This is a genomic window from Rhizobium herbae, assembly GCF_019511375.1.
GTDB classification, from domain to species: Bacteria; Pseudomonadota; Alphaproteobacteria; order Rhizobiales; family Rhizobiaceae; genus Pararhizobium; species Pararhizobium herbae_A.
Map to the genome: position 1 here is coordinate 122,460 of NZ_JAEUAO010000004.1, position 15,312 is coordinate 137,771.

Consider the following 15,312-nt stretch of genomic DNA (forward strand, 5'->3'; position numbering starts at 1 on the left):
GCCCCCTTGCTTCAATCCGGCCAATCGGCCAAAGACGGGGACGCGGCGTGGAAGGCTTGGGCATGAAAAACGTTCTGATCGTGGGTATCGGCACCGGCAATCCGGAGCATATCACCATTCAGGCGGTCAACGCGCTGAACCGCGCCGACGTCCTGTTCGTTCCTACCAAGGGCGAGGCAAAAGCGCAGCTTGCCGATATCCGCCGCGATATCGTTTCGCGTTACGTGACGCGGCCGCAGAGCCGCGTCGTCGAGTTCGCGGTCCCGGTCCGTCAGACGGCGGGGCGCTCCTACCACCAAAGCGTCGATCAGTGGCATGCGGCAATCGCCGAGGCGTATCAACGGCTGCTACTCGAGGAGTTGAAGGACGGTGAGACCGGCGCCTTTCTCGTCTGGGGCGATCCGATGCTCTATGACAGCACGATCCGGATCATCGAGCGGGTTCGCGCTCTGGAGACTGGGCCGTTCGATTATTCCGTCATTCCCGGGATTACCAGTATCCAGGCGCTCGCCGCCAGTCACCGGATACCGCTCAATCTCGTCGGCAAGCCGGTGGAGATTACTACGGGGCGCCGGCTTGCGGAGAGCTTTCCGGAGAAAACCGGGACGGCAGTCGTCATGCTGGATGGCGAGCAGGCCTTCATGAAAATCGAGGATCCGGATGCGCGGATCTATTGGGGCGCCTATCTCGGTACGGCGCAGGAGATCGTCATCTCCGGTCGGCTCGCCGACGTGAAAGACGAAATCCTGAAAACCCGGGCGGAAGCAAGGGCACGGCATGGCTGGATCATGGATATCTATCTGCTGCAGAAGGGTGGGGATTTCGAAGAATAGCGGCTGGCGCGGTCGATCCCGCTATTGGCCGTGTCGCATGGCGACTGGTTTGTCCCTGCTGTAGAATGCTATATGGACGGACCGAAGCCACGGCGATCTGAAGCAACGCGCCGCGCCTGAGAAACGAAAGATGACCAGCCAAACGCGATGATGATCTGTGCTGCACCAGTTGAAAATCCGGCCGGACATCGATCCTCGATGCGCCGCGGCGCCTGTCCGTCGCTGGCAACGCCAATGGTGACGGGTGACGGCCTTCTGGTGCGTCTGCGCCCGGCAAAACCGGGCTTTGCGCTGCAGGAACTGGTCGCCTTGTCGGAGGCGGCAGAAGTCTGCGGAAACGGCATTCTGGAAGTCACGGCGCGGGGAAGCCTGCAAATCCGCGGGCTGACGGCCGCTATGGTACCGGTTCTTGCCTCGAAAATGGCAGATGCGGGCATCGATATTGCCGAAGGCATCGCGATCGAAACACCACCCCTTGCAGGGCTGGATGTTACCGAGATCGTCGATCCGTTGCCGCTCGCCGCGCAACTGCGGGCAGCCGTGGCGGCATGCCAGCCACCGCTTGTGCTTGCGCCGAAATTGTCGATCACGGTTGACGGTGGCGGGCACCTGCATCTCGGTGGCGTGACCGCCGATATCCGCCTGCGCGCCGTCCGGATCGACGGGCAGACATTTTGGCTGCTGGCCATTGCCGGTACGGAGGCGACGGCCAAGCGGATAGCCGTGCTCGACGAGCCGTTGGTCGCCCCGGCCGTCGTGTCCGTTCTGAAATCGCTTGCTGCGATGGGCGACAGTGGCCGCGCGCGCGATCTCGATGCCGCCATCTTGAAAGCCGGCATGGTCTCGGTGGCTGATGTCAATGCCGTGGAGCCCGTGGAGCCCGCGCCAAATTCTGCAGGCATTCATGATCTTGGCGAAAACGGCAAGGCCCTGGGGTTCGGTCTGGTATTCGGACAAATCCGGGCTCGGGAGCTTCGAACATTCCTTGAGGTGCTGGAGACTTTCGGCGCGACGCACATCCGCATGGCGCCCGATCACGCCTTGATGGTCCTCGGAATGGGCCTCGACCGGGTCGGTGCCGCCCAGGCCCTGGCTTTGGGCCATGGTTTGAGAGCGTTTCCGCTCGATCCGCGCAATCACATCGCCGCCTGTGCCGGCGCGGGCGCCTGTGCATCCGCTTTGATCGACACGCGGGTGACGGCGCAAGCGGTGATCGACGCTGCGCCGTCGCTTCTCGATGGCTCGCTGACGGTCCACGTCTCCGGTTGCGCAAAAGGCTGCGCCAAACCCTCGGCGTCGGCGCTGACGATCACGGCTGCGCCAATGGGCTATGGCCTTGTCGTAAATGGTGCCGCCTCGGCAGCGCCAAACGCCTACATCGAAGAGAAAACGATAAGAACCGCGATGGAACGCGTCCAGGCGCTGGTGCGGGAGAGGAAACGGGCTGGCGAATCGGCACGCTCCTGCCTTACACGGCTCGGAGCGGAGGTCATCGCCGCCGCGGTTCGACAGGGATAGAGATGCCTGAATACGATTACATCCGGGATGGCGACGCAATCTATGAGCGCTCCTTTGCAATTATCCGCAGCGAGGCCGATCTTTCCCGCTTTTCCGACGAGGAGGCCGATCTCGCTGTTCGCATGGTGCATGCCTGCGGATTGGTGGAGGCTGCTCAATATTTCCAGTTCGCGCCCGGGTTCGTTTCCGCTGCCCGCGCCGCTCTCAGGAGCGGCGCGCCGATCTTTTGCGATGCTTTCATGGTTGCCCACGGCATTACGCGCGCGCGCCTGCCGGCCGACAACGAGGTGATCTGCACGCTGCGCGAGCCGCAGACCGCCGATATCGCCCGGGAGATCGGCAATACCCGCTCGGCTGCAGCGCTGAAGCTCTGGGTCGAGCGCCTGGCGGGGTCAGTCGTTGCCATCGGCAACGCCCCGACGGCCCTCTTCTATCTGCTTGAACTGCTGCGCGACGGCGCGCCGAAACCCGCGGCGATCATCGGCATGCCCGTCGGCTTCGTCGGTGCGGCTGAATCGAAGGACGCGCTGGCTGAAAATTCCTATGGCGTGCCCTATGCCATCGTGCGCGGCCGCCTGGGCGGCAGCGCGATGACGGCGGCTGCGGTCAATTCGCTGGCGAGGCCCGGCCTGTGAGCGGGCTTTCGTCAGGCAGGCTGATCGGTGTCGGGACCGGTCCGGGCGATCCTGAGCTCCTGACCCTCAAGGCCGTCAAAGCGTTGGAGATGGCCGACGTGCTCGCCTATTTCGCCAAGGAAGGGCGACGTGGCAACGGTCGGGCCGTGGTCGAGGGGTTGCTGAAGCCGGGCCTGATCGAGCTGCCGCTCTATTATCCGGTGACGATCGAGATCGACAAGGATCACGACGACTACAAGACCCAGATCACCGGCTTCTACGATGCCTCGGCCGCGGCTGTTGCCGAACATCTGGAGGCCGGACGTACGGTTGCCATCCTCAGCGAAGGCGACCCGATGTTCTATGGTTCCTACATGCATCTGCATGTCCGGCTGGCCGGGCGGTTCCCCGTAGAGGTCATTCCGGGCATCACCGCCATGTCCGGCTGCTGGTCGCTCGCCGGCCTGCCGATCGTCCAGGGCGATGACGTTCTCTCCGTCCTGCCCGGTACGATGGCCGAGACGCAGCTCGTTCGCCGTCTTGGCGATACGGAAGCGGCCGTGATCATGAAGGTCGGCCGCAATCTGCCGAAGATCCGCCGGGCGCTCGCCGCCGCCGGCAAGCTCGCCCAGGCGGTCTATGTCGAGCGCGGCACGATGGCCAATTCCGCCATGATCCCGCTTGCTGAAAAGGCCGATGACGACGCGCCCTATTTCTCGCTGGTGCTGGTGCCCGGATGGAAGGATCGCTCATGAGCGGCACCCTCTATGTGATCGGCACCGGCCCCGGCGGTCCGCAGCAGATGACGCCGGAAGCGGTCGATGCCGTGTCGAAATCGACGGATTTCTTTGGCTACGGGCCCTATCTTGACCGCCTGTCGCTGCGCCCGGATCAGAACCGTATCGCCTCTGACAATCGCGAAGAGCTCGATCGTGCTCAGGCGGCACTTCGCCACGCGGCGGAAGGCGTCAATGTCTGCGTCGTATCCGGTGGCGACCCCGGCGTCTTCGCCATGGCCGCAGCCATCTGCGAGGCGATCGACAAGGGACCGGAGGACTGGCGCGCGATCGACCTCGTCGTGACGCCCGGCGTCACCGCGATGCTCGCCGTGGCCGCCCGCATCGGCGCGCCGCTCGGCCATGATTTCTGCGCCATCTCGCTTTCCGACAACCTCAAGCCGTGGGATGTGATCGCGCGCCGGTTGAAGCTGGTGGCGGAGGCCGGCCTGGTGATCGCGCTCTACAATCCGATCAGCAAGGCACGGCCCTGGCAGTTGGGCGAAGCCTTCGACATCCTGCGCGGCGTCCTTCCCGCGCAAACGCCGGTGATTTTCGGCCGTGCCGCCGGTCGTCCCGACGAGCGCATGCTGGTGATGCCGCTTGGCAGTGCCGACGCGCAGAAGGCCGACATGGCGACCTGCGTCATCATCGGCTCGCCGGAAACACGGATCATCCCGCGTCCGGGCAAGCCGGATCTCGTCTATACGCCGCGGTTCATTTCCGGGGAGAAAAGGTGATCGACAAGCGCGAGCGCTTCTTCGACGGTACCTGCGGCGCGGACATCGGCCGGCTCTTGGCGCTCGACCATGATCACCTCGATGCCAAGTCGGCGCGCCGCCGCGATCTTGCCGTAGGTCGCCTTGCCGCCGCTGTTCTTGGCGACGATGACCTCGATCCGGTTGTTCATCAGAAGCTGCCTTTCCGCCTCTTCCTCGAACGGGCCGGTAGCGAGCAGGTAACGCGCATGGCGAACGCCAAGCGGCGGCGTAACCGGATCGACACTGCGGATCAGATAGTGGTGCTGCGGCGCGCTTTCGAAGTGGAAGGCCTCCTGCCGGCCGATCGCGAGGAAGACGCGTCTCGGCGTGTCGCCCAGCGCTCCGGCTGCTTCGGCAACCGAGGCAACGCTGATCCAGCGGTCGCCCGCCTGCCGTTCCCAGCCGGGACGTCGCAGTGCGAAGAAGGGGATTTCGGTTCGCTTCGCCGCCATTGCCGCGTTCTGCGAAATCCGAGCAGCGAAGGGATGCGTCGCGTCGATCATCAGGTCGAATTTTTCCGTCTTGAGGAATTCGCCAAGGCCGTCGCTGCCGCCAAAGCCGCCGCTGCGCATGGGTACCGGCTGGGCCAGGGGCTCCGCCGTTCGTCCGGCCAGAGACAGCAGCAGGTCGCAATCCGCGCGATCCGCCAGCGCCGTCGCCAGGTGCCGCGCTTCGGTCGTTCCGCCGAGAATCAGGATGCGGTGTTTGCTCATGTCTGACGCCCAGTCCCTGTCTGCCGGTAAAAGTCCGCCCTGGCTGACGATCATCGGCCTCGGCGAAGAAGGTGTAGCGGGTCTGGGCGACGAGGCCAAGCGGTGGATTGCTGCGGCTTCAAAGGTCTTCGGCGGGGCGCGTCATCTGGAATTGGCCGGGTCGCTGATCCATGGCGAGCGCCATGCGTGGCTGAGCCCGTTCGAACGTTCCATGGAGGCCGTCGTCGCGCTTCGCGGCACGCCGGTCGTGGTGCTCGCCTCCGGCGACCCGTTCTTCTTCGGCGTCGGCGTCACGCTCGCCCGGCATATCGATCCCGTCGAGATGCGGGTGCTTCCGGCGCCGTCCTCTTTCAGTCTGGCCGCCTCCCGCCTCGGCTGGGCGCTGCAGGATACGGCGGTGGTTTCCCTGCATGGCCGTGCCATCGATCTGATCCGGCCCCATCTTCAGCCCGGCGGCCGTGTTCTGGCCCTGACCTCGGACGACGAAGGCCCGGCGATGCTGGCTGCGTTGCTCGCGAGGACCGGGTTTGGCCAATCGAAATTGACCGTGCTCGAGGCTTTGGGCGGAGCGCATGAGCGGGTTACCTTGCAGATTGCGTCTGAATTTTCGTTGAGCGCCGTCAACCCGCTGAACATCTGCGCCGTCGAGGTCGTGGCGGGTGAAGGCGCGCGGGTGCTGCCGCTGGCAAAGGGGCTCGACGACAGCCTGTTTGAGCATGACGGCCAGATCACCAAGCGTGAAATTCGCGCGCTGACCCTGTCGGCGCTGGCGCCGCGTCGCGGCGAATTGCTCTGGGATATCGGCGCCGGCTCGGGATCGATCGGCATCGAATGGATGCTGTCGGACCCGGCCATGAAGGCAATCGCGGTCGAGGGCTCTGCCGAACGCGCGGAACGCATCAGGCGGAATGCGGCGAACTTCGGCGTGCCGGGTCTCATCGTCGTTCAAGGCACGGCGCCTGCTGCGCTTGACGGATTGCCGGCTCCGGACGCGATCTTCATCGGCGGTGGAGGCAGCGAAGACGGTGTCATGGATGCGGCACTTGCGGCTTTGAAGCCCGGTGGCCGACTGGTCGCGAATGCCGTGACGACGCAGATGGAAGCAGTGCTTCTCGATCACCATGCCCGGCTGGGCGGCTCGCTCATCCGCATCGATATCGCCCGCGCTTCGCCGGTCGGAGCGATGACAGGCTGGCGCCCGGCCATGCCGGTGACGCAATGGTCATGGGCAAAGCCGGAATTTCAAGAGGAAACAGCATGACAGTTCATTTCATCGGCGCAGGCCCGGGTGCCGCGGATCTGATCACCGTTCGCGGCCGGGACCTGATCGCCCGTTGTCCGGTCTGCCTTTATGCCGGCTCGATCGTTTCGCCGGAACTGCTGCAATATTGTCCGCCGGATGCCCGTATCGTCGATACAGCACCGATGTCGCTCGATGAGATCGAGGCCGAATATGTCAAGGCTGCAGCGGAGGGGCACGATGTGGCACGGCTACATTCCGGCGATCTCTCGGTCTGGAGCGCCGTAGCCGAGCAGATCCGCCGGCTGGAGAAGCACGGGCTTGACTATACGATGACGCCGGGCGTCCCCGCCTTTGCCGCTGCTGCCGCCACCCTTGGCCGGGAACTCACCATTCCCGCCGTCGCCCAGAGCCTCGTGCTGACGCGTGTTTCCGGCCGCGCGTCGCCGATGCCGAATGCGGAGACGCTGGCCGGTTTCGGTGCGACGGGTGCGACGCTGGCGATCCATCTGGCGATCCATGCACTGCCGCAGGTAGTCGGGGAACTGATGCCGCTTTACGGCGCCGATTGCCCGGTTGCCATCGTCGTCAAGGCTTCCTGGCCGGACGAGCGGGTGGTGCGGGGAACGCTTGGCGATATCGAGGCCAAGGTTGCGGCGGAGCCCATCGAGCGCACGGCCCTGATCTTCGTCGGCCGGACGCTGGAAGCCAGCGGCTTTCGCGAGAGCTCGCTGTATGACGCCGCCTACCAGCGCCGCTTCCGCGGCCGCGAATAGTCTTTGCGGGTCAGATATCGATCGCCGACAGGTCGGGCTCCGGACCCGTCGTCTTGCGCGGCACGTCCGTGCTCCCCTCGATGCGATCGCGGTAGAGCGCCGACTGCCCGAGCAGCATCAGCGTCACCGGCGTCGTCAGGATGACGAAGATGATGATCAGGACCTCGTGGAAAATCCAGCGGTTCTGCAACACGGCAAAGGCGATCATCGAGGCAAGGCAGATCAGGACGGTGCCGGCGCTGGAGCTCAGCGTCGGTGCATGCAGGCGGCCGTAGAAGGTCTTCAACCTGATCAGGCCGATCGAGCCGACCAGGGTGATGGCCGAACCACCAAGAAGCAGCAGGCAGACCGGGATCGCCGCCCAGACCGGAAGGTCGGTCAAATGGGTCATTCGATCACCTCGCCGCGCATCAGGAATTTGGCAAAGGCGATCGAGGAGACGAAGCCGAGCAGGGCGATGATCAGCGCCGCCTCGAAATAGATCGAATTGGCGGTGCGGATGCCGAATGTCAGCAGCAGCAACATGGCGGTGATATAAAGCGCATCGAGGCCGAGGATGCGATCCTGCGCGCGCGGACCGCGGGCGATGCGAAACAGGGCGCATCCCATCGCCAGGCCGATCAATATCTGGGAGATGAGAATCGACCAGATGATGAAGAGCTCATTCATTCGAATATCTCCTTCAGCGGCGCCTCGTAACGGCACTTGATCAGATCTGACCAGCGCGCGCCGTTTTCGAGATCGAGGACGTGGATGGTGAGAACGCCCGTCTGCCGGTCGAATTCCAGCCATGCCGTGCCGGGCGTCGCCGTCAGGATACAGGCGAGCAGTGCCAGCGCATTGTCGTCGCGCAGGCTGAGGTCGATTGCCACGAAGCCGGAATTCACCGGACGGCTTCCGGTGCCCAGGATCACGCGCATGACGGTGAGATTGGAGCGCACCACGTCGACGGCGACGCGGCCGGTGAGGACGGCAATGCGGCGAAGTTTGTGCAGCCGGGTCTTGTCCGGCTGCAGGTTGACCATGATCCAGGCCCATGAAATGCCAAGCGTGCTGCCGAGCAGGATATGTCCGATCGAAAGCGACTGGTTGATCAGAAGCCAGAGTGCGAGAAGCGACAGGGAGAGCAGCGGATAGGGGAACCAGTAGCGCATCGCTCATTGCCCTCCCGTCGGCCCGGCGCGCGGTGCCGACATCACTCGGCCGATGTAGTTTTGCGGCTCGGACAGTGCCTTGGCGGTGGCGTCCATATAGCGCATCGCCGAGCCGGCCTGCAGGCTCATGAAGGCGCAAACCGCGAGAAGCATGAGGACCGGGGCGATCTCGATCAGGAAGACGCGCGGGATGGTACCTTCGATCGAGGTCCAGAAAGTGCGGATACCGACGCGGTTCATCGCGATCATCGCGGCGAGACCGGAAAGGATGAGCAGCGCGGTATAGGTCCATTCCGCTCCCGAAACCGGCGCGTCACCGCCAAAGCTGCCCGGATTGAACAGGCCGTGCAGCATTGCGAATTTCGCGATGAAGCCGGAGAGTGGCGGCAAGCCCGAGAGGAGAATGGCGCAGGCAGAGAAGGAGAGGCCAAGCACGGCCATGGTGCCGGGTACCGCCACGCCCTCCTCCTTTTCCTCCTCGTTCTCGTCGATATCGCCGTAGGCTTCCATGGTGACGGCCAGAACGTCGGCGCCTGCGTCACGGGCACGCTCGACCAGTTCGATCAGCAGGAAAAAGGCGCAGATCGTCAGCGTCGAACTGACGAGATAGAACAGCGCGCCGCCGATGACCGCGCCATTGCCAAGCCCGATGGCCGCCATCAGCGTGCCGGAGGAAACCAGGACGCAGTATCCGGCCAGCCGGCCCATCGCCTGCGAGGCAAGGACGCCGATCGCGCCGAAACCGATGGTCAGCAAGCCGCCATAGAGCAGGACGGGTTGCCCGAAACCGGCTGAGTTCCCCGCATCGCTGCCGAACAGCAGGAGCGAGAGGCGAAGGAGGATGTAGACGCCGACCTTGGTGAGGATGGCGAAGATCGCAGCGACCGGCGGCGTTGCCGCCGAATAGGCCGCGGGCAGCCAGAAGCCGAGCGGCCACATGCCGGCCTTGACGAGGAAGGCGATGCCGAGAAGGGCAGCACCCGCCTCCATCAGCATCCGGCTTTCCGGGCCGATCGTGCCGATCCGCATTGCAAGGTCGGCCATGTTGAGCGTGCCGGTCGCGCCATAGATCATGCTGACGCCGATCAGGAACAGCGAGGAGGCGGCAAGGTTGACGGCGATATAATGCAGCCCGGCCTTGACGCGCAGCGGCCCCGAGCCGTGCAGCAGCAGCCCGTAGGAGGCCGCCAGCATCATTTCGAAGAAGACGAAGAGGTTGAAAAGGTCGCCGGTCAGGAAAGCGCCGTTCAACCCGGCAAGCATGAGCTGGAACAGCGAATGGAAATGGTGGCCCATCCGATGCCATTTCGACATCGAAAACGCCTGCGTCGCCAGCGCCAGCACCGAAGTCAGGACCAGCATCAGCGCCGAGAGGCGGTCGAGCACCAGGACAATGCCGAAGGGTGCCGGCCAGTTGCCGAGCAGGTAGACGCTCGCGCCGTCCTGGGAGGTGGCGGCGGCGCGCATGAGAACGACGCCGGCGAGAAAGACCAGGATGGTCGAGACGAAGCCGATGACGCCCTTTGTCGTGCGATTGCGCTCGTCGACAGGGATCAACACCGCCGCTGTCACCAGCGGCAGGAGGATCGGCAGGACGATCAGGTGGTGCAGCCCGTTCATGCCGCGCTACTCCCTGCCGTCGACATGGTCGGTTCCGGTAAAGCCGCGCGAGGCGAGCAGCACGACGAGGAAGAGCGCCGTCATGGCGAAGCCGATGACGATGGCGGTCAATACCAGCGCCTGTGGAATGGGGTCGGTATGTGTCAAAAGCCCACCGGCGCCACCCGGCTCGAGCAGGGGTGGCGCGTTCACTCTCAGACGTCCCATGCCGAAGATGAAGAGATTGACGGCATAGGACAGGAGCGAGAGGCCGATGATCACCTGATAGGTGCGCGGCCTGAACAGCAGCCAGACGCCGGAAGCGCTCAGTACGCCGATGGCTGCGGAAAGCACGAGTTCCATCAGCTGCCCTCCTTCGCAGCCGCTCTCGCAGCCCTGATGAGGTGAGCGCGGGGTGCACGTACCGACTGGTGGGCGAGCGCGATCAGGATCAGCACGGTAGCGCCGAGCACCAGCGAGAAGACGCCGAGATCAAACAGGATTGCGGTCGCCAGCGGGATCTTGCCGATGATCGGCAGTGACGCGTACTGGGCATGCGACGTGAGGAACGGATAGCCGAACAGCCACGAGCCGAGCCCGGTTGCGGCGGCAATGACGAGGCCGATCGCCATCCAGCGCAGCGGGTGGATGCGCAGCCGCTCCTCGACCCAGCGCGTGCCGCCGGCCATATATTGCAGGATGAAGCCGATCGACATGGCGATGCCGGCCGCAAAACCACCGCCTGGAAGGTCGTGGCCGCGGAAGAACAGGAAGGCTGAAAGCATGCCGATGACGGGAAACATCCAGCGCATGATCACCGAAGGAACAAGCAGGTATTCGGCGATGCTGTCGCCCGTCTTGCGGTGCGGATGCTCGTCGTCGAAGGCGTTCTGCATGCGCTGCTGTTCAGGCGTTTCAAGGCTTTCGGTCGCCGGGCGGAAGCGCAAGAGCAGCGCGAACACCGTCAGAGCCACGATGCAGAGCACGGCGATCTCGCCCAGCGTGTCGAAGCCGCGGAAATCGACGAGGATGACGTTGACGACATTGGTGCCGCCGCCTTCGCTATAAGCGCGCTCGAGGAAATAGCTCGAAATCGTCTCGGGCATCTCGCGGCTCATCATCGTGTAGGAGATGATCATCATGCCGAGGCCGGCAAACAGGGCGAAAGCCAGATCGCGCAGACGGCGCATGCGGGTGGAAAACGTCATGATCTCCGGATCGTTTGGGTCTTCGATGCGCTTCGGCAGCCAGCGCAGGCCGAGCAGGATCAGCACCGTGGTGACGATCTCGACAAGCAGTTGCGTAACCGCGAGATCTGGCGCCGAAAGCCAGACGAAGGTAATGCAGGTCACAAGACCCGCGCCGCCAAGCAGGACCAGAGCCGCCAGCCGGTGGAATTTCGCCTGATAGGCGGCGCCGACGGCGCAGATCATGCCGATCAGCCAGATCAACGCAAAGGCCGGATCGACGCTGCGCAGAAAGATCGCCGCCGGCTTGAACCCTTGTGTCAGCAGCGTCACCGCGCCAGCGAGCAAGGCGACGGCAACGAGGATGCGCATCTGGGGCTGCAGGCGGCGCGTGCCGGCCCGCATCTCGATCGACCGCGCCCATTTCCACGACAGGGTGACGAGCACGCGCTCGAAGATGCGCTGGCCCTCGAGGCGACGGAAGAACGGCGGCCCCTCGACGCTGGTGGCGAGGTAGGGCTTCATGATCAGGAACAGGCCGACACCGCCGACAAGCGCGATCACGCTCATGAACAGCGGCAGGTTCCAGCCATGCCAGACCGCAAGGCTGTAGACGGGTGTTGCATCGCCGAGCACCGATTTGACGGCCGTATGCAGGAAAGGGCCGATGGTCCAGGAGGGGACGATGCCGACGACCAGGCAGGCGAACACCAGGAATTCGATCGGCGCGCGCATCCAGTGCGGCGGCTCGTGCGGCATTTTCGGCAGGTCGTGCGGTTGCGGGCCGAAAAAGACGCTGTGGATGAAGCGCAGCGAGTAGGTCACGGCAAACATGCTCGCCAGCGTTGCCACATAGGGCGTCACCGTATCGAGGATGTTGTATTTGTGCGTCTCGATCGCCTCGGCGAAGAACATTTCCTTCGACAGGAAGCCATTGAGCAACGGCACGCCGGCCATCGCGGCGCTGGCGACCATGGCGAGCGTTGCCGTAAACGGCATGTGTCGAAAGAGGCCGCTCAGCCGCCGCATGTCGCGGGTGCCGGTTTCATGGTCGATGATCCCCGCCGCCATGAACAGGGAGGCCTTGAAGGTCGCATGGTTCATCGTGTGGAAGATCGCGGCGACCGCAGCCAGCGGGCTGCCGAGGCTGAGCAGCACGGTGATCAGGCCGAGATGGCTGATCGTCGAATAGGCGAGCAGTCCCTTCATGTCCTGCTGGAAAATCGCGAAATAGGCGCCAAGCAGCAGCGTGCTCAGCCCCGCCAGGCCGACGATCCAGAACCAGGCGTCGGTGCCCGCCAGGACCGGCCAGAGCCGGGTGAGCAGGAAGACACCCGCTTTGACGAGCGTCGCCGAGTGCAGATAGGCCGAGACCGGCGTTGGCGCAGCCATGGCATGCGGCAGCCAGAAATGGAACGGGAACTGCGCGCTCTTGGTCAGCGCGCCGAGAAGAATGAGGACCAGCACGGTCGTGTAGAGCGGATCGTTGCGGATCGCGTCGCCCGAGGAGAGGACGATATCGAGATCGTAACTGCCGACGATATGGCCGATCAGCATCAGTCCCACGAACATGCACAGGCCGCCGGTGCCGGTGATCGTCAGTGCCATGCGGGCGCCTTCGCGGGCATGCGCATTGTGGTGCCAGTAGCCGATCAGCAGGAAGGAGACGATGCTCGTCAGTTCCCAGAAGATCGCCAGAAGAATGAGATTTCCCGAAAGGACGACGCCGAGCATCGCGCCCATGAAGGCGAGGAACAGCGAAAAGAAACGCGGCACTGGATCGCTGGCCGACATATAGTAGCGGGCGTAGACGACGACGAGCAAGCCGATCGCCGTCACCAGGCTCGCAAACATCCAGGCAAAGCCATCCATGCGCAGGGTGAAATTCAGCCCGAGTTCAGGAAGCCAATGCACATCGTGGCGAAGGACCCTGCCGGAGGCGATGACGGGATAGAGACCGGCCGCTGTCGCAAGACAAAAGAGGGCGACACCTCCGGAAAGCCAGGCGGCGGGCGTCGCCTTGTCGGTCGGAATGCAGATTGCAGCGAGGCTTCCCGCGAAAGGCGCGAGGATCAGGACCAGGAGCAATGTTTCCGCGATCTCTATGGGCCCGTTTCCTTAAAGTTTTCGACCGGGAAGACCGCAAGGGGTCTGCGAATGCCCTGGCATCTGCGCGCGAGGATCGCGCCCGAAGCGCGCCGCGAAACGGCGCAAGGGCATTGTATTTTTATGTCTGCTTTCCACCCCGATGCCAACCCGCCGCCATGATAAAAAATGACGGCTGCGGCAATTCGTTGCCGCCGGAAGGGCTGCATCGGCCGCGGCCGTTTTCACCTGCGGCTGCGCCTCGATCGGAGCATGCCGGGAAATGGTCAGGCGGTGGTTTTGTAACGAAACGTAATCTTCAAGCCGGCAGAAATATTTCGAGACGGAAATCGGCCGTGTGGCCCGACTCGCAGCCTTTGCTACGGCCGTTCGTGTCTTTAAAGAACGATGAGGAACAGTGTCATCGGTATTGCAAACGAAAACGCGGCCGATCGAAATCAGCCGCGCCCGTCATCGTCATGTCTGCACCGTTCAGTAGGCTGCGGCCGATTTGACCTCGCTGGGCTTAGCCTGCGGCGGTTCGATGGCTGAACCGCCGCCGATGGCGACGTTCAGGGAAACGTAGCTGTTGGCCAGGTTGCGGATACTGGCCGCGAGCGAGACACGGGACGCGGCGAGCGAGCGTTCTGCATCCAGCACGTCGAGCAGCGACGTTGCGCCTCCCTTGTAGCTCTCACGCGCCAGCCCGAGTGCTCGTTCGGAGGAGTCGACGACCTTGCGCAGTGCTGCAACGGTCTCGTAGTTGTTGCGCAGACTGACCAGCGCGTTCTCGACTTCCTCGACACCGTTCAGCACGACCTGCTTCCAGGCGAGATACTGCTGTTGAGCACTGGACTTGGCGATGTCGACATTGGCCCTCAGACGGCCGCCATTGAAGATTGGCAGGTTGAGGCTCGGGCCGAAGGACCAATTGGAGAGACCGCCGGTGGCAGTGGATGCGATGATGCGGGAGGCGTCGATGGTGCCGCTCAGCGTCAGGCTCGGATAGAGCTGGGCTTCGGCGACGCCGATCGATGCAGTGGCGGCTGCGAGCTGGCGCTCTGCCCTGCGAATGTCGGGACGATTGCGGATCAGGTCGGCAGGGATGCCGATCTTGGTGTTGTAGCGCGGCCAGGGTTGCGCCGCCCCCTTGCGCAGCTCGGCGGTCACCGATGTCGCCGGCAGACCGAGCAGCGTGGCGATATGGTTTGCTGCCTGATTGAACCCCGTCTGATAGCCAGGCAGTTCGGCGAGCGTCGTATTGACGAGGCCTTCGGCCTGAACAACGTCGAGGCTTGACGCGGCACCCGCCGCCTTGATGTCCTCGGTCAGCTTCAGGGTCTCGCGCCGCGAGGCGAGGCTCTGCTGCTGCAATGCGTACGCTTCCTGGTTATACCGAGCCTCGATGTAGGTGGTGGCCAGGTCGGACAGGTAGGCAAGACGGGCGACGTTGACGTCATCGTAGGCGGCGTCGAGCGAAGCAGTCGCCGATTCCCTGGCGCGGCGATACTGGCCGAACAGGTCAAGCAGCCACGACGCGTCGCCGCCGGCCGAAAGCGTTTTGGTTTCCGTATGGCCGCCCCCAATGAACGAGCCGTCCTGTCCTTCCGCAGTGGCCGATCCGCCAAGGTTGACTTGGGGCAGGCCACCGGCGCCGGCAACGATCACGTTGGCACGAGCCTCGACAATGCGCTCGAGCGACTGCTGGACATCAAGGTTTTCGCCCATGCCCCGAGCCACGAGACTGTTCAATTTCTTGTCGCGGAAGGCTTCCCACCAGGGGTTCAGGGTGACATCGGCCTGCTCCTGGCCGCCTTGCGAAAACTTTGCCGGCAGTGCTGCGTTTGGAGCCTGATAGTCGGGACCGACAACGCAGCCGGAAAGGAGAAGAAGGCTTAAGGGAAGGAGCACTTTTACTGTTTTCATCTAAATCCCCATCCGGCCGCCACGAGCCGGTAACAAACGATTCACTTTTCCCGTGTTTAACATTTTCCGCGCCGCTGGCGAGGGGACAATTGCAAACATCGGGGGCAATCGGGCGATCCCCACGGTCGGG

Annotated in this window: 15 protein-coding genes; 7 read left to right on the plus strand and 8 right to left on the minus strand. The window is 63.9% G+C overall.

Features of this window, described 5'->3' with window-relative positions; genetic code table 11:
- Positions 1-62: 62 nt before the first annotated feature.
- From cobF to JNB71_RS17400, 5 genes are all read left to right on the plus strand, one after another.
- Positions 63-833: a precorrin-6A synthase (deacetylating) gene (cobF, locus tag JNB71_RS17380; protein ID WP_220373072.1), complete on the plus strand. Its 771-nt coding sequence runs from the start codon at positions 63-65 to the stop codon at positions 831-833.
- A 147-nt stretch (positions 834-980) separates the two neighbouring features.
- Entirely contained in the window at positions 981-2,351 is a 1,371-nt protein-coding gene (gene cobG / locus JNB71_RS17385) for a precorrin-3B synthase (RefSeq protein WP_220373073.1), read from the plus strand.
- Positions 2,352-2,353: 2 nt separating this feature from the next.
- Entirely contained in the window at positions 2,354-2,986 is a 633-nt protein-coding gene (locus JNB71_RS17390; protein ID WP_220373074.1) for a precorrin-8X methylmutase, read from the plus strand.
- Positions 2,983-3,720, plus strand: a complete 738-nt coding sequence (locus JNB71_RS17395; RefSeq protein WP_220373075.1) for a precorrin-2 C(20)-methyltransferase — start codon at positions 2,983-2,985, stop codon at positions 3,718-3,720. The genes JNB71_RS17390 and JNB71_RS17395 overlap by 4 nt, the downstream gene beginning before the upstream one ends.
- Positions 3,717-4,481 (plus strand): precorrin-3B C(17)-methyltransferase, encoded by a 765-nt coding sequence (locus tag JNB71_RS17400; protein ID WP_220373076.1) that lies wholly within the window; start codon positions 3,717-3,719, stop codon positions 4,479-4,481. The genes JNB71_RS17395 and JNB71_RS17400 overlap by 4 nt, the downstream gene beginning before the upstream one ends.
- On the opposite strand, the gene JNB71_RS17405 is transcribed toward JNB71_RS17400, so the two are convergent.
- Positions 4,445-5,215: a cobalt-precorrin-6A reductase gene (locus JNB71_RS17405; RefSeq protein WP_220373077.1), complete on the minus strand. Its 771-nt coding sequence runs from the start codon at positions 5,213-5,215 to the stop codon at positions 4,445-4,447. The two genes, JNB71_RS17400 and JNB71_RS17405, sit on opposite strands and share 37 nt — an antisense overlap.
- On the opposite strand from JNB71_RS17405, the gene cbiE reads away from it, so the two are divergent.
- Entirely contained in the window at positions 5,214-6,476 is a 1,263-nt protein-coding gene (gene cbiE / locus JNB71_RS17410; RefSeq protein WP_220373078.1) for a precorrin-6y C5,15-methyltransferase (decarboxylating) subunit CbiE, read from the plus strand. The genes JNB71_RS17405 and cbiE overlap by 2 nt on opposite strands.
- The gene (gene cobM / locus JNB71_RS17415) at positions 6,473-7,231 is read left to right on the plus strand and encodes a precorrin-4 C(11)-methyltransferase (RefSeq protein WP_220373079.1); all 759 of its coding nucleotides are present in this window, start codon (positions 6,473-6,475) and stop codon (positions 7,229-7,231) included. Before cbiE ends, cobM begins: the two co-directional genes overlap by 4 nt.
- Before the next feature lie 10 nt (positions 7,232-7,241).
- On the opposite strand, the gene mnhG is transcribed toward cobM, so the two are convergent.
- The 7 genes from mnhG to JNB71_RS17450 form a co-directional block, all read right to left on the minus strand.
- Positions 7,242-7,622, minus strand: a complete 381-nt coding sequence (gene mnhG / locus JNB71_RS17420) for a monovalent cation/H(+) antiporter subunit G (protein WP_220373080.1) — start codon at positions 7,620-7,622, stop codon at positions 7,242-7,244.
- Positions 7,619-7,900 (minus strand): K+/H+ antiporter subunit F, encoded by a 282-nt coding sequence (locus JNB71_RS17425; protein ID WP_220373081.1) that lies wholly within the window; start codon positions 7,898-7,900, stop codon positions 7,619-7,621. The genes mnhG and JNB71_RS17425 overlap by 4 nt, the downstream gene beginning before the upstream one ends.
- Positions 7,897-8,385 carry a Na+/H+ antiporter subunit E gene (locus tag JNB71_RS17430; RefSeq protein WP_220373082.1) on the minus strand — a complete coding sequence of 163 codons (489 nt, stop codon included), beginning with the start codon at positions 8,383-8,385 and terminating at the stop codon, positions 7,897-7,899. The genes JNB71_RS17425 and JNB71_RS17430 overlap by 4 nt, the downstream gene beginning before the upstream one ends.
- Before the next feature lie 3 nt (positions 8,386-8,388).
- On the minus strand, positions 8,389-10,005 hold the full coding sequence (locus JNB71_RS17435) for a monovalent cation/H+ antiporter subunit D (RefSeq protein ID WP_220373083.1): 1,617 nt from the start codon (positions 10,003-10,005) through the stop codon (positions 8,389-8,391).
- A gap of 6 nt (positions 10,006-10,011) precedes the next feature.
- Complete coding sequence (locus tag JNB71_RS17440) at positions 10,012-10,347, minus strand: Na+/H+ antiporter subunit C (RefSeq protein WP_220373084.1); 336 nt, start codon at positions 10,345-10,347, stop codon at positions 10,012-10,014.
- On the minus strand, positions 10,347-13,259 hold the full coding sequence (locus JNB71_RS17445) for a monovalent cation/H+ antiporter subunit A (protein WP_220373085.1): 2,913 nt from the start codon (positions 13,257-13,259) through the stop codon (positions 10,347-10,349). The genes JNB71_RS17440 and JNB71_RS17445 overlap by 1 nt, the downstream gene beginning before the upstream one ends.
- 489 nt (positions 13,260-13,748) lie before the next feature.
- On the minus strand, positions 13,749-15,182 hold the full coding sequence (locus JNB71_RS17450) for an efflux transporter outer membrane subunit (RefSeq protein ID WP_220373086.1): 1,434 nt from the start codon (positions 15,180-15,182) through the stop codon (positions 13,749-13,751).
- Positions 15,183-15,312 lie beyond the last annotated feature (130 nt).